This window comes from Neorhizobium sp. BETTINA12A (assembly GCF_023006485.1).
Taxonomy (GTDB): domain Bacteria; phylum Pseudomonadota; class Alphaproteobacteria; order Rhizobiales; family Rhizobiaceae; genus Neorhizobium.
The window spans coordinates 1-16000 of record NZ_JALBGW010000106.1 but is presented as its reverse complement, the minus strand read 5'-3'; the positions used below and the strand labels follow the sequence as shown (position 1 = coordinate 16000).

The following is a 16000-nucleotide window of genomic DNA, read 5'->3' as shown; positions in this document are numbered from 1 at the left end:
GGTCCCGGCCGCGGTCGCAGCACCTCAGCCGGTTGCTCCGGTCATGGATGGTTCCGGCCCGCAGCCGGTAATCGAAGGCACGCCTGCCGAAGTGGCTGTCGAGGAAGAGGCACAGGCAGAAGCCACGCCGCGCCGTCGTCGCGCTGCCGGCAGCCGTCCGCGTCGTCCGCGTCGTGGCGAAGGCGCCGGTGAAGAGGGTGGTTCCGAAGGCGAAGCCTCGGGCGACGGCTCTCAGCCGGCCCTGGCGGATGCTGCTTCGGAATAAGCCTCACGGGCTGGAATAACGAAATCAAGAAGGCCGCTCGGGAAACCGGGCGGCCTTTTTCCGTGAGCAAAGCCCTTCTGCTTCAGGCGCGGGCCTGGCGCCGATCGCGGGCGGAGCGGGCAAGGTCTTCGAGCACAGAGACGGACGTTTCCCAGTCGATGCAGCCGTCGGTGATGCTCTGGCCGTAGACGAGAGGTCTGCCGGGTACGAGGTCCTGGCGGCCGCCGACGATATTGCTCTCGATCATCATGCCCTTGATGGCCATGTTGCCGGCAGCGATCTGCGTCGCGACGTTTTTGACGACCAGTGGCTGGTTCATCGGATCCTTGCCGCTATTGGCGTGGCTGGCATCGATGAGGATGCGCGGCTCCAAGCCGCGTTTCGCCGCGTCCCTGGAAGCGGCCTCGACATCGGCCGCCTCATAATTCGGCAGCTTGCCGCCGCGCAGGATGACGTGGCAATCCTCGTTGCCGGTCGTCGTGGCGATCGCAGCCCGGCCATCCTTGGTCACCGCCGGAAAATGGTGCGTCTGCGAGGCGGCCAGTATGGCATCGAGCGCGACGGCGACGCCGCCATCGGTGCCGTTCTTGAAGCCGATTGGGCAGGAGAGGCCGGATGCCAGCTGGCGATGTACCTGGCTTTCGGTCGTCCGCGCCCCGATCGCGCCCCAGCTGACGAGGTCGGCGATATATTGCGGGGTGATCGTATCAAGGAATTCGCAGCCGGCCGGAAGGCCCGTCGCATTGATGTCCAGAAGAAGCTGCCGGGCGATCCTCAAACCCTCTTCGATGCGGTAGCTGCCGTCCAGATGTGGGTCGTTCATCAGGCCCTTCCAGCCGACCGTGGTGCGCGGCTTTTCGAAATAGACGCGCATGATGATTTCGAGATCGCCGCTGAAACGCCGTCGCTGTTCTTCCAGCCGGGCCGCATAGTCCCGCGCGGCAACCGGGTCGTGGATGGAGCAGGGGCCGATGACCACGATCAGCCGGTCGTCCTCGCCATGCAGGATGTGGTGGACGGTGTCGCGCGTCCGGGTCACGGTCTCGGTAACCGCCTCGTTGCGCGGGATTTCCGCGATAATGTCGGCGGGGATGGTCAGCGGGGTGATTTCGACGATGCGGCGATCGTCGATCGTATCTATCGGGGCATTGGCGGGCTTGGCATTCGGCACGGGTATGGCTCCTGTTGGGTGCTACCGTGCGGAATTGAAAAAGCCGCCAGGTAGACTAGCGGCTTGAGGGAATGTCGTAGCGTCGAAATCAGCTACGCACGGACCCGCATCCGCTGGGGAAAGCGGTAGCTATAAAATCGCGAGGCGTAGGCGGACGTGAAAGACATGCGGTTTCTCTATTCGCTCGATTGCGGATTGTCACGCGGAAAGTTTGTGACGTTTCCGCGCGCGGATTTTGACCGTCTGAACTCTTTAAACACTGGAATCCGCTTACCATATCTCCAGCAACGCCGAGACTTCGGCAGGGCTCGCCTTTGAGGGAGCTCAATCTCAATCATCGGTTCGTGCCTTATAAAGGGCGGGTCGATCACTGGAGGTACCATAATGAACATCGAAAAATATTCAGAGCGCGTCCGCGGTTTCCTGCAGTCGGCTCAGACCCAGGCTTTGGCTTCGGGTCACCAGCAGTTCACGCCCGAACACGTGCTGAAGGTGCTGCTCGACGACGATCAGGGAATGGCGTCCTCGCTCATCGACCGCGCCGGCGGCAGCGCCAAGGAAGCGCGCATCGCCAATGACGCCGCGCTCGCGAAACTTCCCAAGGTTTCCGGCGGCAACGGCGAGATCTATCTCTCCCAGCCGCTCGCCAAGGTTTTCTCGACCGCGGAAGAGGCTGCCAAGAAGGCCGGCGACAGTTTCGTCACCGTCGAACGCCTGCTTCTGGCGCTTGTCATCGAGACGTCGGCTTCGACCTCTGCCACCCTGAAAAAAGCCGGAGTGACCGCGCAGGGGCTCAACCAGGTCATCAATGACATCCGCAAGGGCCGCACGGCCGACGGCGCCAATGCCGAAGCCGGGTTCGAAGCGCTCAAGAAATATGCGCGGGACCTGACGGCGGAAGCCCGCGACGGCAGGCTCGATCCGGTGATCGGCCGCGACGACGAAATCCGCCGCACGATCCAAGTTCTCTCCCGCCGCACCAAGAACAATCCAGTCCTGATCGGTGAGCCCGGCGTCGGCAAGACGGCGATCGCCGAAGGCCTGGCGCTGCGCATCATCAACGGCGACGTGCCGGAAAGCCTGAAAGACAAGAAGCTGATGGCGCTCGACATGGGTGCCCTGATCGCTGGCGCAAAATACCGCGGCGAGTTCGAGGAGAGGCTGAAGAGCGTCTTGAACGAGGTGCAGTCTGAAAACGGCGAAATCATCCTGTTCATCGACGAGATGCACACGCTTGTAGGCGCCGGCAAGTCCGACGGCGCGATGGATGCCTCCAACCTCCTGAAGCCGGCGCTTGCCCGCGGCGAACTGCATTGCGTCGGCGCCACCACGCTCGACGAATACCGCAAGCATGTAGAAAAGGACCCGGCGCTTGCCCGTCGTTTCCAGCCGGTCATGGTCGAGGAGCCGACGGTCGAGGACACGATCTCGATCCTGCGCGGGCTGAAGGAAAAATACGAACAGCACCACAAGGTCCGCATTTCGGATTCGGCCCTGGTTGCGGCTGCGACGCTTTCCAACCGCTACATCACCGACCGGTTCCTGCCCGACAAGGCGATCGACCTGATGGACGAAGCCGCATCGCGGCTGCGCATGCAGGTAGATTCCAAGCCCGAGGAACTCGACGAACTCGACCGCCGCATCATGCAGCTGAAGATCGAGCGCGAAGCCTTGAAGAAGGAAACCGATAGCGCCTCGGCCGACCGGCTGCAGCGTCTCGAAGGCGAAGTGACCTCGCTCGAAGAACAGGCGGATGCGCTGACGGCCCGCTGGCAGGCAGAAAAGCAGAAGCTCGGCCTTGCCGCTGACCTGAAGCGGCAGCTCGACGAAGCCCGCAACGAACTGGCGACCGCCCAGCGCAAGGGCGAGTTCCAGCGTGCCGGCGAACTGACCTATGGCGTGATCCCGGAACTGGAAAAGCGCCTCGTGGACGCCGAAGCCCAGGATACCTCGACCAATGCCATGGTGCAGGAAGTCGTGAACCCGGATGCGATCGCCCATGTGGTGTCGCGCTGGACCGGCATTCCGGTCGACAAGATGCTGGAAGGCGAGCGCGACAAGCTGCTGCGCATGGAAGACGAACTGGCGAAATCCGTCATCGGCCAGGGTGATGCGGTCCAGGCCGTCTCGCGTGCGGTTCGCCGTTCGCGCGCCGGCCTGCAGGATCCGAACCGGCCGATCGGCTCGTTCATCTTCCTTGGCCCGACCGGTGTCGGCAAGACGGAGCTGACCAAATCGCTGGCCCGCTTCCTGTTCGACGACGAGTCGGCGATGGTTCGTCTCGACATGTCGGAATACATGGAGAAGCATTCGGTCGCGCGGCTGATCGGTGCACCTCCGGGTTATGTCGGTTACGAGGAAGGCGGCGCGCTGACCGAGGCGGTGCGGCGCAAGCCCTACCAGATCGTGCTGTTCGACGAGATCGAGAAGGCGCATCCGGACGTGTTCAACGTTCTTCTGCAGGTGCTCGACGACGGGCGCCTGACGGACGGGCAGGGCCGCACGGTCGACTTCAAGAACACGATGATCATCATGACCTCCAATCTCGGAGCGGAATACCTGACCGCCCTTCGCGAGGGCGAGGATTCCGAAAGCGTGCGCGAACAGGTGATGGACGTCGTGAAAGCCTCGTTCCGGCCTGAATTTTTGAACCGCGTCGACGAGATCATCCTGTTCCATCGCCTGAAGCGCAACGAGATGGGTGCGATCGTCGATATCCAGATGAAGCGGCTGCTGTCGCTTCTGGCGGAGCGGAAGATCAGCATCGATCTCGGTCCCGACGCCCGCGAATGGCTGGCCGACAAGGGCTACGATCCGGTCTACGGCGCTCGTCCGCTGAAGCGGGTGATCCAGAAGTTCATGCAGGATCCGCTCGCCGAACAGATCCTCGGCGGCCAAATCCCGGATGGATCGGCCGTTGCGGTGAGTGCCGGTTCCGACCGGTTGCTCTTCCGCGTCAAGCGGGCGGTCAGCGAAGCCGCATAACCTGCCAAAACGGCGGCTCCGCAAGCCCAGCGTGAGGCGTCGAACAGCTCAGTCAAAGAATGGCCGCACCGGAAACAGTGCGGCCATTTCATTGGGGGACGGTTTGGAACGGGTCGGGGCCAGGTCTGTTTCGCGAAGTGCGCTCGCGGAGCCTCAAACAGAAAGGGCCCCGGTCAAACCGGAGCCCTAAATCGTTTTCAAACTAGGCTGCTTCTTGCCGCCTGTTCAGCGCGCTTGACGCGCTGAACCACGTGAGGTGAGGGGCGGCTTCCGCGATAGGCTTGCGCCTATCACATCATGTCCATGCCGCCCATGCCGCCCATGCCGCCAGGCATGCCGCCGCCAGCCGATTCCTTCTTCGGAAGTTCGGCAATCATGGCTTCGGTGGTGATCAGCAGCGAAGCAACCGAAGCTGCGTTCTGCAGAGCCGTGCGAACGACCTTGAGCGGATCGACGATGCCCATGGTGATCATGTCGCCATATTCAGACGTCTGGGCGTTGTAGCCGTAGTTGTCTTCGTTCTTTTCGAGGATCTTGCCGACCACGATCGAAGCTTCGTCACCAGCGTTTTCAGCGATCTGGCGAACCAGCGACTGAAGAGCGCGGCGAACGATGTTGATGCCGGCTTCCTGGTCGTCGTTTGCACCCTTTGCGGTGATCTTGACGGAGGAACGCAGCAGGGCAACGCCGCCGCCCGGTACGATGCCTTCCTGAACGGCAGCGCGCGTCGCGTTGAGGGCGTCGTCGATGCGGTCCTTCTTTTCCTTGACTTCGACTTCCGTCGAGCCGCCGACGCGGATCACGGCAACGCCGCCAGCCAGCTTGGCCAGACGTTCCTGCAGCTTTTCGCGGTCGTAGTCGGAAGTGGTTTCTTCGATCTGAGCCTTGATCTGACCAACGCGGCCTTCGATGTCGGCCTTGGAGCCGGCGCCGTCGACGATCGTGGTGTTTTCCTTGGAGATCGAGACCTTCTTGGTGCGGCCGAGCATGTCGAGCGTGACATTTTCGAGCTTGATGCCGAGGTCTTCGGAGATGACAGTGCCGCCCGTCAGGATGGCGATGTCTTCGAGCATGGCCTTGCGGCGGTCGCCGAAGCCCGGAGCCTTGACGGCAGCGATCTTGAGGCCACCGCGCAGCTTGTTGACGACGAGCGTTGCAAGAGCTTCGCCTTCGACGTCTTCAGCGATGATCAGCAGCGGCTTGCCGGTCTGAACGACGGCTTCGAGAACCGGGAGCATCGCCTGCAGGTTCGAGAGCTTCTTCTCGTGGAGGAGAATGAAAGCGTCGTCGAGATCGGCGACCATCTTTTCCGGGTTGGTGACGAAGTAGGGCGACAGGTAGCCGCGGTCGAACTGCATGCCTTCGACGACTTCGAGTTCGGTTTCGGCGGTCTTGGCTTCTTCAACCGTGATCACACCCTCGTTGCCGACCTTCTGCATGGCTTCAGCGATGTCGAGACCGACCTGCTTGTCGCCGTTTGCGGAGATCGTGCCGACCTGTGCGACTTCTTCCGAGGTCGAGATCTTCTTGGCCTTGGCCTGGAGATCCTTGACGACGTCTGCAACGGCGAGGTCGATGCCGCGCTTCAGATCCATCGGGTTCATGCCGGCTGCAACGGCCTTGTTGCCTTCGCGAACGATCGCCTGGGCAAGAACGGTCGCAGTCGTGGTGCCGTCGCCGGCGATGTCGTTGGTCTTCGAAGCAACTTCGCGGACCATCTGGGCGCCCATGTTTTCGAACTTGTCGTCAAGTTCGATTTCCTTGGCGACCGATACGCCGTCCTTGGTGATGCGCGGAGCGCCGAAGGACTTGTCGATGATGACGTTACGGCCCTTCGGGCCGAGCGTTACCTTGACTGCATCGGCAAGAATGTCGACGCCGCGCAGCATCTTTTCGCGCGCGGTGCGGCCGAACTTGATTTCTTTGGCTGCCATTTTGATAACTCCTGAAAAGGGGTGTCAGCGATTTAGAATGAAGAGTAACCGGCGGAAATCAGCCGATGATGCCCATGATGTCGGATTCCTTCATGATCAGAAGGTCTTCGCCATCGAGCTTGACTTCGGTGCCCGACCACTTGCCGAACAGGACGCGATCGCCAGCCTTGACGTCGAGAGCAGTGATATTGCCCTTGTCGTCGCGGGTGCCGGTGCCGACGGCGACGATTTCGCCTTCCTGCGGCTTTTCCTTGGCGGTATCAGGAATGATGATGCCGCCCTTGGTCTTGGCTTCGGATTCGACGCGACGAACAACGACGCGGTCATGAAGGGGGCGGAAATTGGTGCTTGCCATTGTCTAATCCCTCGATCAAATGACATGGACGGGTGAAACCCGTATCTCGGTGCTGTTAGCACTCCCGGTTGGAGAGTGCCAGCCCGCGTCGAAATAAGGCTGGCCGGCGGATGAGTCAAGAACGGCCGTAAAATTTTCGAGACGGCTCGGAACTTCATACGAAATACGCTTAACGATACGGATGCTGGCTGAACGCCTGTTGTCTCGCGGAACTGACGGCCGTCTTCGGCCACCTCGGGGTCTCTCGTTTCGGCCACCCCTTCGGGCAGGTCGGCATGTTGCACGGGACTTTGGTGGAAGAATGGCGCCGACGCGGCTGCGATCCGGGCACCGGTGCGAAGAGTTATCCCCGCCGACGTCGGCGATCTCGTCGCGGTTTTTCTCCCGATTATCTCTTGTAATCCTCAACCGGGTTTGTCATGTGACCCGGGACTTGCGAGATGGGAATATTACATGGCAAAGCGCATCGGCAATCTGAGCGAAGTGATCGGCGACTACGACGTCGTCCTCTCGGACGTCTGGGGTGTGGTTCACAACGGTGTCGAGGCTTTCCAGCATTCCTGCAAGGCGCTCGCCGCAGCCCGCGAAGCCGGCGCCACCGTCGTGCTGATCACCAATTCGCCGCGCACGGCACCCGGCGTCATAGAGCAGATGCGCGCGCTTGGCGTGCCAGACGGCACCTATGACCGGATCGTCACGTCAGGCGACGTCACCCAGCACCTGATCGTTGACGGTCCGAAAAAGGTTTTTCTGATCGGTCCCGAACGCGACCTCAACTTGTTCGACGGGCTCGGCGTCGAGGTGGTCCCGGCCGACGAAGCCGAATGCATCGTCTGCACCGGCTTTTTCGACGACGAGAAAGAAGTACCGGAAGATTATACCGACATGTTGATGGCGTTTGCCAAGCGCGACGTGCCTTTCATCTGCGCCAACCCGGATCTCGTCGTCGAGCGCGGCCACAAGATCATCCCCTGCGCCGGCGCGGTGGCGGCCTATTACGAAGAGTTCGGCGGCAAGACCCGCGTCGCCGGCAAGCCGCATCGCCCGATCTACGAGGCGACGATCGAAGCTGCCCGAGAAGTGCGCGGCGATTTTCCGATGAACCGGGTGCTGGCGATCGGCGACGGCATGCCGACCGACGTGCGCGGCGCGCTCGCATACGGCCTCGACCTGCTTTATATCAGCGGGGGCATCCATGTTTCGGAATATACCGTCAACGGCCAGACCGACGAGGCGATCCTCAACGCCTGGCTGAAGCGGGAAAATGCCGCGCCGAAATACTGGATGCCGCGCCTCGCATAGCCCCCTGGGCCTGAATTGGGCCTGAACCGGAATCCGCGCATGACTGTCTTCCATCGTAACGAGAAGAAGGAACCGCTGCCCGAGGAGTTGAAGGGCGGCGTCATCGCCATCGGCAATTTCGACGGCGTGCATCGCGGCCATCGCAGCGTATTGGAGCGCGCGCTGGCACTTGCCGAACAGCACGGCGTACCCGCCCTGGTGCTGACCTTCGAGCCGCATCCGCGCACCGTTTTCCGCCCTGAAGAACCGGTCTTCCGCCTGACCCCGGCGCCGCTCAAGGCTCGCCTGCTCGAGGCCATGGGTTTCCGCTCGGTGATCGAATATCCCTTCACCCGCGAGTTCGCGACCCGCTCGGCGGAAGAGTTCATCCAGACCATTCTCGTGGATTGGCTGGCAGCCAGCGCCGTCGTCACCGGCTTCGACTTTCATTTCGGCAAGGACAGGAAAGGTGGTCCGGCCTTTCTGATGGCATCGGGCGCCAAGCACGGTTTTAACGTGCAACTGGTCGATGCCTTCCGAGACGAAAATGCGGAGGTGATCTCGTCGAGCCGCATCCGTGACCTGCTGGCGGAAGGCGATGTCTCCGCCGCGGCCGGCCTGCTCGGTTATCGCTATACGCTTGAGGCGGAGGTGATCGGCGGCGAAAAGCTCGGCCGCCAGCTCGGTTTCCCGACCGCCAACATGCAGCTGCCGCCGGAGGCCGTACTCAAGGCCGGCATCTACGCCGTGCGCTTCCGCCGCCCTGACGGCACACTTTTCGACGGTGTCGCCAGCTACGGCCGCCGCCCGACGGTGACCGAAAACGGTGCGCCCCTGCTCGAAACCTACCTCTTCGATTTCTCCGGCAGCCTCTACGGCGAAACCTGTTCCGTCTCCTTCTTCGGCCACCTGCGCGACGAACTGAAGTTCGACGGGCTGGATGCCCTGGTCGCCCAGATCAAGCGCGACGAGGAAGAGGCGCGGGCGCTGCTGTCCGGCGTCAGGCCGCTGGGCGAAGTGGACGCCAAGATCGCGTTTTGAGGGGTTAGCGGCGGCTCAGCGGAAACCGCTCGGGGTCGTCCTGCCAGGGATCGAAGATTGCCGCGCCCGACGCGCGGGTGTCTTTCACGTTGCGGGTGGCGAGATAGAGATTATGCTCGATCGCCGTCGCGGCAAACAGCGTATCGATCACCGGCGGCGCATGGCTGGTCGCCAGCTTCACCCTTCCGGATATAGCGCCCCACCGCCTGACGATCGCGTCGCTGACGGAAAGGGTCCGGCCGGCAAACCTGTCTTCGAGCGCATCACGGGCCGCGGCATAACGGTAGCGGTTTTCGTCATCCGTCGGCAGGTTCTCGATGCCCTTGTCGTATTCCGCCAAGGTCAGGATGCTGATGAGGAAACGGTTTTCATCTTGCCCGGCGGCCCACCGTTTGACGGAGGGTGCTCCGTTCGGATTGATCAGCGCGGCGATGACATTGGTATCCAGCAGCCAGCCGATCACAGCTCGATATCCCGGCCGCGATCCGCTGCCCGCTCCAGTTCCAGCGTGTCCAGCCCCAGGCCTTCCATGAATTCCACGAAGGATTTCTCAGGTTCGGCTCTGGTCAGCTTCTCCAGCTCCTCAGTGCTGATCACGACGACGCTGTCGCGACCCCGCACGGTCACGCGCTGGGGGCCTTCGCTATGCGCGCGCCTCACCACTTCGCTGAAGCGTGCCTTGGCATCCTCCAGCTTCCAGCTATTGTCGTGAGTGGTGGGCTTGCCCGGCATGAAAACCTCCGACTGGTCAGCTAGTCAGATATAGTCTCCGCGAGTTTGAAAGTCTAGGACGGGCATCTCGGTTTTGCCCCTTCCTTTCCGCCGCAAAAACCCTTAAGAACCGCCACCATGAAAAAATTTCGGCTGGCCCAGATCATTCGAATTATAGGCCCGGCCTTCCGCGCGCTGTAAGAGCGGCCGGAGGGTCCGGGTTTTTGGCGCTTCATGAGCGCCTTCCGCCAGCGAATTTTCATCGAGATGCGCCCCGTCGCGGCGCCAGGACGATTGCTTCCATGACCGATACCGCCGAAAAGCTCGACTATTCGAAGACCCTCTATCTGCCCGAAACCGATTTCCCGATGCGCGCCGGCCTGCCGCAGAAGGAACCGGAACTGGTTGCCCGCTGGCAGCAGATGGACCTCTACAAGCAGCTCCGCGCCTCCGCCGCGGGCCGGACAAAATTCGTGCTGCATGACGGCCCGCCCTATGCCAACGGCAACATCCACATCGGCCACGCGCTGAACAAGATCCTGAAGGACGTCATCACCCGCTCGTTCCAGATGCGTGGTTATGACTCGAACTATGTTCCGGGCTGGGATTGCCACGGCCTTCCGATCGAATGGAAGATCGAGGAAGCCTATCGCGCCAAGGGCAAGAACAAGGACGAAGTTCCGATCAACGAATTCCGCCAAGAATGCCGCGAGTTCGCCGCCGGCTGGATCAAGGTCCAGGGTGAAGAATTCAAGCGCCTCGGCATCGTCGGCGATTTCGAAAACCCATACCTGACGATGAATTTTCATGCGGAATCGCGCATCGCCGGCGAACTGCTGAAGATCGCCAAGAGCGGCCAGCTTTATCGCGGCTCGAAGCCGATCATGTGGTCGGTCGTCGAACGCACCGCGCTGGCCGAGGCCGAGGTCGAGTACCACGACTACGAGAGCGATACGATCTGGGTGAAGTTCCCGGTCAAGGCGGCATCGGCACCGACTTGGGTTTCATTTGACACAAATGAGGCCGGGCAGCCGCTTTCGCTGAGAGCCGATGAAAGCTCTGATGTAGCAAAACGTTCCTTGGACTTGCAGGACGCTTTCGTTGTCATCTGGACCACCACGCCCTGGACCATCCCCGGTAACCGGGCGATCTCCTATTCGCCAAAGATCTCCTATGGCCTCTACGAGGTGACCGAGGCGGCCAATGATTTCGGTCCGCGTCCGGGCGAAAAGCTGATCTTTGCTGACAAGCTGGCGGAAGAGAGCTTCGCCAAGGCAAAGCTCCAGTACAAGCGTCTGCGCGATATCTCCGCCGACGAGATGGCGGCGATCACCTGCGCCCATCCCTTCAAGGGCCTCGGTGGCGGCTACGGCTTCGCTGTCCCCCTCCTCGCCGGCGATCACGTCACCGACGATGCGGGCACCGGTTTCGTCCACACCGCCCCCGGCCATGGCCGCGAGGACTTTGACGCCTGGACATCGGTCGTCCGCGAACTCGAAGCCCGCGGCATCTCGTCGAAGATCCCCTTCACGGTCGATGACGGTGGTTTCTACACGGCCGACGCACCCGGTTTCGAGGGCGCCCGCGTCATGGACGACAACGGCAAGAAGGGCGATGCCAACGACCGCGTCATCAAGGCACTGATCGAGCGCAACGCGCTGTTTGCCCGCGGCCGGATGAAGCACCAGTATCCGCATTCGTGGCGTTCGAAGAAGCCGATCATCTTCCGCAACACGCCGCAGTGGTTCGTCTACATGGACAAGGACCTTGCCGACGGCACGACGCTGCGCTCGCGGGCGCTGAAAGCGATCGACGACACGCGTTTCGTGCCATCAGCCGGCCAGAACCGCCTGCGCGCCATGATCGAACAGCGCCCGGACTGGGTACTTTCGCGTCAGCGCGCCTGGGGCGTCCCGATCTGCGTCTTTGTCGACGAGCAGGGCGAAATCCTCCAGGACGAAGCCGTCAACCAGCGCATCCTCGAAGCCTTCGATCTCGAAGGTGCCGACGCCTGGTTTGCCGAAGGAGCGCGCGAGCGCTTCCTTGGGTCGCGCGCCAACGAAGGCTGGACCCAGGTTATGGACATCCTCGATGTCTGGTTCGACTCGGGCTCGACGCACACGTTCACGCTGGAAGACCGCCCGGACCTGAAGTGGCCGGCCGACGTCTATCTGGAAGGATCGGACCAGCATCGCGGCTGGTTCCATTCTTCGCTGCTGGAATCCGCCGCCACCCGCGGCCGCGCACCTTATGACACGGTCGTCACCCATGGCTTCACCATGGATGAGAAGGGCCAGAAGATGTCGAAGTCGCTCGGCAATGTCGTGGCCCCGCAGGACGTCATGAAGGATGCCGGCGCCGATATCCTGCGCCTCTGGGTGATGACGACGGACTATTGGGAAGACCAGCGCCTCGGCAAGACGATCATCCAGACCAATGTCGACGCGTATCGCAAGCTGCGCAACACGATCCGCTGGATGCTCGGCACGCTCGCCCATGACGAGGGCGAGGAGATCGCCTATGCCGATCTGCCGGAACTTGAAAAGCTGATGCTGCATCGCCTCGCCGAACTCGATAAGCTCGTGCGCGAAGGTTATGACGCTTTCGAGTTCAAGAAGATCGCCCGTGCGCTGATCGACTTTTCCAATATCGAACTGTCGGCCTTCTACTTCGACATCCGCAAGGATGCGCTTTATTGCGACGCCCCGTCGTCACTGCGCCGTCGCGCGGCTCTCGCCGTCATCCGCAAGATCTTCGACTGCACGGTGACCTGGCTTGCGCCCATGCTGCCGTTCACCACCGAGGAATCGTGGCTGTCGCGCAACCCGAACGCCGTTTCGATCCATCTCGAACAGTTCCCGACGGTCCCGACCGAATGGAAAAACGAGGCGGTCGCCGAGAAGTGGGCGCAGATCCGCAAGGTGCGCTCGGTTGTCACAGGCGCGCTCGAAATCGAGCGCAAGGACAAGCGGATCGGTTCTTCGCTGGAGGCCGCACCGGTCGTTTATGTCAACGATCCGGAGCTGATGAAGGCGCTGGAAGGCCAGGAGTTCGAAGAGACCTGCATCACGTCGGGCATCGCGATCGTTGCGGGCGAGGGGCCGGAAAACGCCTTCCGTCTGCCGGAAGTGCAGGGCGTCGCGGTCGATCCGAAACTTGCCGAAGGCACCAAATGTGCCCGCTCGTGGCGGGTGACGACCGATGTCGGCTCCGATCCGGCCTATCCGGATGTATCGGCGCGCGACGCTGCCGCATTGCGCGAACTCGCTGCACTTGGCCGGCTTTGACGGCTTGAAATCACCGGATGATTGCGCTTTGGGCAATCATCCGGTAAAACCGCCTGAAATTGGCCGGATTTTCCGGCCATCAGGCGTTTGATTGTGTCTGAGGCGTCAGGACGGGCGCCGCTGGAAGGGTTTTGATGAAAGCGACATATGCGTTTCGTGTCGGCATGGGCTTGGCCGGTATCCTCGCCTCGACATTGACCCTTTCGGGCTGCATCGGCGGCCCGACCTACGGCACTGACAAGACCGCCATGGAACAGTTGACCGACGATCTTGGTCAGTCCGTCTCGCTGGGTGGCAAGAATACCGAAGCGAAAGCCGGCCTGAAATACAACCCGCGTCCTTCGCTGGTTGTCGCCAAGGGACAGGAGCAGGCACTGCCGGCGCCGCAGCAGTCGCTGGCGAACCGCGAGAGCAACCCCAACTGGGTCGAATCTCCGGAAGAAACCCGCAAGCGTCTGCGTGCCGAGGCGGCGGCGCACGAGAATGATCCCAACTATCGCTCACCACTGTTGGCGGGCAATGGCCAGGCCGGCCAGATGACCGAGACGGAAAAGTGGGAAGCCTTCCGCAAGGCCAAGGAAAACGCCGAGACCGTCAGCGTTACCGGACGCCGCCGTTCGCTTGCCGAGCCGCCGGCGGAATTCCGCTCGGCGGATGCGGCTGCTCTGTCGGATGTCGGCGAGCCCGAAAGCCAGAAGGAAAAGCGCCGCAAGGCTCAAGCCGCGGAGGCGAAGAAGGGCAGCGACTGGTGGAAGCTCTTCTAAGCCCGCTTTAGCTCTCTCTTTTCGATCTGAAGAAGCCGGTGAGCAGGATCGCGGCTTCGCTTTCGCCGAGGCCGGAATAGACTTCCGGCGCATGATGGCAGGTCGGCTGGGCGAAGAAGCGCACGCCGTTGTCCACCGCTCCGCCTTTCGGGTCTTCCGCGCCGTAATAGAGCCGCCGGATGCGCGCAAACGAGATCGCTGCCGCGCACATGGTGCAGGGTTCGAGCGTCACGTAGAGGTCGGCACCTGATAGCCGCTCCTGTCCAAGCGCGGCCGCGGCATCCCGGATGACGGCGATCTCGGCATGGGCGGTAACGTCGTTTTCGGCGCGGGTCCGGTTTCCGGAGCGGGCGACGATAACGCCGTCGATGACCAGAACGGCGCCGATCGGAACCTCGCCGCGGGCGGCCGCGTCTTTGGCTTCCGCAAGGGCAGCATTCATGAACCCATCGGTATTAGGCATTTCGGCGATTTCCTCTTAACCCGGATCGCGCGAACTGGTAGGAAGCATCCAACTGGACGCCCGGCTGTGGGCACGAATCCATCTCAGTCAACACGAACAAGAATGTCCGGATCGCTCCGTAGACATCACGCTTCAGGCAAACAACAAATGAATTCCAAAGACAAGCCGAAGCGCGGCGAAGGCAAGACTTTCGTTCGCGAAACCAAACCGAGAGCTGCTCCGAAGGCCGGCGCTGCAGGCAAGGCGGGTTTCTCCGCCAAGGAAGGCCTCGGCCCCAGGAAGAGTTCGGCGGCCAAGGCCGGCGCTGAAAAGGCGGCAAAGCCCCTTCGCAAGCTGCCGCCAGCACCGGAAACCATGGAGGCCGAGGGCAAGCCCGAGCGCATCTCCAAGATCCTCGCCCGTGTCGGCGTCGCGTCGCGCCGCGATATCGAGCGGATGATCATGGAAGGTCGCGTCAGCCTGAACGGCAAGGTTCTCGATACGCCGGTCGTCAACGTGACGCTCGCCGACAGAATAGAAGTGGATGGCATGCCGATCCGCGGCATCGAGCGCACCCGTCTCTGGCTTTACCACAAGCCTGCCGGCCTGGTGACCACCAATTCCGATCCGGAAGGCCGCGCGACCGTCTTCGACAACCTGCCCGAAGGCCTGCCGCGGGTGCTCTCCATCGGCCGCCTCGACATCAATACCGAAGGCCTGCTGCTGCTGACCAACGATGGCGGCCTGTCACGCGTGCTGGAACTGCCGACCACCGGCTGGCTGCGCCGCTACCGCGTGCGTGCCCATGGCGAGATCAAGCAGGAGGAGTTGGACAAGCTGAAGGAGGGCATCGCCGTCGAAGGCGTGCTCTACGGCTCGATCGACGCAACGCTCGACCGCAGCCAGGGCAGCAATGTCTGGATCACCATGGGCCTTCGCGAAGGCAAGAACCGCGAGATCAAGAACGTGCTTGGCGCGCTCGGCCTCGAAGTCAACCGCCTGATCCGCATTTCCTACGGACCTTTCCAGCTCGGAGACCTGCCGGAGGGCCAGGTGGTGGAAGTGCGCGGCCGCATGCTGCGGGACCAGCTTGGGCCCCGCCTGATCGAGGAATCGAAGGCGAATTTCGACGCGCCGATCTATACCGAGACCGCCGCTGACGACGAAGAGAAACCCGTCCGCGCCGAGCGTTCGGAATGGACTGCAAGGCCGGAGCGGACCGAACGTCCGCGCGCCGGCAAGCCGGAGGATCGGCGCGAAAAGCCGGTCGGCCGCCTCGACACCCAGCGCGACGACCGCAAGTTCGCCGACAAGCCGCGCGGTGCCAAGCCGTTCGGCAATCGCACTGAAGACGAGGACGACCGTCCGAAGAAGCGTCCGCCGATGGGCACCAGCCGCACCGCCAATGTCTGGATGGCGCCCGGCGCCCGTCCGACCACCGAAAGCAAGACGCGCAAATCCTCCGCCCGTGCCGAGGCCGAGCAGCTTTTCAAGAAGCCCACGCCGCAGAACGACCGGCCGGTCATCGTCAATCGAGCTGAAGAAGACCACGACTGGATCCGCGCCGACGGGCCTGACAAGCCGGAAAAGGCCGATTTCGGCCGCAAGAAGGCCTTTCACGATCGGCCGGATCGTGGCGAGCGTTCTTTCGGTGACAAGCCGAGGGGCGAACGTTCCTTCGGCGACAAACCCCGTGGCGACCGCAAGCCGCGCGAAGGCGGCGACCGTCCGCGCACCAAATCCTTCTCGGGCGACGCCCGCTCG

12 protein-coding genes and 1 pseudogene are annotated in these 16000 nt (G+C 62.3%); 7 read left to right on the top strand and 6 right to left on the bottom strand.

The features are described 5' to 3' along the window. Positions 1-265, top strand: a pseudogene (locus MOV61_RS21100) (DUF4167 domain-containing protein); the annotation flags it as partial. 82 nt (positions 266-347) lie between these two features. Here MOV61_RS21100 and MOV61_RS21095 read toward each other — a convergent pair. After that, positions 348-1436: a 3-deoxy-7-phosphoheptulonate synthase gene (locus tag MOV61_RS21095; protein ID WP_247137965.1), complete on the bottom strand. Its 1089-nt coding sequence runs from the start codon at positions 1434-1436 to the stop codon at positions 348-350. A 384-nt stretch (positions 1437-1820) separates the two neighbouring features. On the opposite strand from MOV61_RS21095, the gene clpB reads away from it, so the two are divergent. Then, entirely contained in the window at positions 1821-4421 is a 2601-nt protein-coding gene (gene clpB, locus MOV61_RS21090) for an ATP-dependent chaperone ClpB (RefSeq protein WP_247137964.1), read from the top strand. Positions 4422-4711: 290 nt separating this feature from the next. Here the strand turns inward: clpB and groL are convergent, their stop codons facing one another. Both groL and groES read right to left on the bottom strand, forming a co-directional pair. Then, positions 4712-6355: a chaperonin GroEL gene (gene groL / locus MOV61_RS21085; protein ID WP_038540272.1), complete on the bottom strand. Its 1644-nt coding sequence runs from the start codon at positions 6353-6355 to the stop codon at positions 4712-4714. 58 nt (positions 6356-6413) lie between these two features. Next, positions 6414-6710 (bottom strand): co-chaperone GroES, encoded by a 297-nt coding sequence (gene groES / locus MOV61_RS21080; protein WP_007752582.1) that lies wholly within the window; start codon positions 6708-6710, stop codon positions 6414-6416. A gap of 453 nt (positions 6711-7163) precedes the next feature. Between groES and MOV61_RS21075 the strand changes: the two genes are divergently transcribed. Next, positions 7164-8012, top strand: coding sequence for a TIGR01459 family HAD-type hydrolase (locus MOV61_RS21075; protein WP_151041099.1), 849 nt, complete (start codon positions 7164-7166; stop codon positions 8010-8012). Positions 8013-8051: 39 nt separating this feature from the next. Continuing rightward, a complete protein-coding gene (locus tag MOV61_RS21070; protein ID WP_046664629.1) occupies positions 8052-9032 on the top strand; it encodes a bifunctional riboflavin kinase/FAD synthetase in 981 nt (326 codons plus the stop codon). Positions 9033-9036: 4 nt separating this feature from the next. On the opposite strand, the gene MOV61_RS21065 is transcribed toward MOV61_RS21070, so the two are convergent. Then, positions 9037-9495: a type II toxin-antitoxin system VapC family toxin gene (locus tag MOV61_RS21065; RefSeq protein WP_046630943.1), complete on the bottom strand. Its 459-nt coding sequence runs from the start codon at positions 9493-9495 to the stop codon at positions 9037-9039. Next, on the bottom strand, positions 9492-9764 hold the full coding sequence (locus MOV61_RS21060) for a type II toxin-antitoxin system Phd/YefM family antitoxin (RefSeq protein WP_105426569.1): 273 nt from the start codon (positions 9762-9764) through the stop codon (positions 9492-9494). Before MOV61_RS21060 ends, MOV61_RS21065 begins: the two co-directional genes overlap by 4 nt. A gap of 281 nt (positions 9765-10045) precedes the next feature. On the opposite strand from MOV61_RS21060, the gene ileS reads away from it, so the two are divergent. After that, entirely contained in the window at positions 10046-13030 is a 2985-nt protein-coding gene (gene ileS, locus MOV61_RS21055; RefSeq protein WP_247137963.1) for an isoleucine--tRNA ligase, read from the top strand. A gap of 134 nt (positions 13031-13164) precedes the next feature. Then, the gene (locus MOV61_RS21050; RefSeq protein WP_247137962.1) at positions 13165-13794 is read left to right on the top strand and encodes a hypothetical protein; all 630 of its coding nucleotides are present in this window, start codon (positions 13165-13167) and stop codon (positions 13792-13794) included. Between the two features lie 7 nt (positions 13795-13801). On the opposite strand, the gene MOV61_RS21045 is transcribed toward MOV61_RS21050, so the two are convergent. Continuing rightward, on the bottom strand, positions 13802-14257 hold the full coding sequence (locus MOV61_RS21045) for a nucleoside deaminase (RefSeq protein WP_038540295.1): 456 nt from the start codon (positions 14255-14257) through the stop codon (positions 13802-13804). A 147-nt stretch (positions 14258-14404) separates the two neighbouring features. Between MOV61_RS21045 and MOV61_RS21040 the strand changes: the two genes are divergently transcribed. After that, positions 14405-16000 (top strand): pseudouridine synthase (locus MOV61_RS21040; RefSeq protein ID WP_247137961.1); only part of this gene is annotated, 1596 nt, incomplete at its 3' end.

Excerpts from the sequence above, each read along its gene's own strand:
- groL (WP_038540272.1), bottom strand. The coding sequence starts at position 6,355 with ATGGCAGCCAAAGAAATCAAGTTCGGCCGCACCGCGCGCGAAAAGATG.
- MOV61_RS21075 (WP_151041099.1), top strand. The coding sequence starts at position 7,164 with ATGGCAAAGCGCATCGGCAATCTGAGCGAAGTGATCGGCGACTACGAC.
- MOV61_RS21070 (WP_046664629.1), top strand. The coding sequence starts at position 8,052 with ATGACTGTCTTCCATCGTAACGAGAAGAAGGAACCGCTGCCCGAGGAG.
- groES (WP_007752582.1), bottom strand. The coding sequence starts at position 6,710 with ATGGCAAGCACCAATTTCCGCCCCCTTCATGACCGCGTCGTTGTTCGT.
- ileS (WP_247137963.1), top strand. The coding sequence starts at position 10,046 with ATGACCGATACCGCCGAAAAGCTCGACTATTCGAAGACCCTCTATCTG.
- clpB (WP_247137964.1), top strand. The coding sequence starts at position 1,821 with ATGAACATCGAAAAATATTCAGAGCGCGTCCGCGGTTTCCTGCAGTCG.
- MOV61_RS21050 (WP_247137962.1), top strand. The coding sequence starts at position 13,165 with ATGAAAGCGACATATGCGTTTCGTGTCGGCATGGGCTTGGCCGGTATC.
- MOV61_RS21060 (WP_105426569.1), bottom strand. The coding sequence starts at position 9,764 with ATGCCGGGCAAGCCCACCACTCACGACAATAGCTGGAAGCTGGAGGAT.
- MOV61_RS21045 (WP_038540295.1), bottom strand. The coding sequence starts at position 14,257 with ATGCCTAATACCGATGGGTTCATGAATGCTGCCCTTGCGGAAGCCAAA.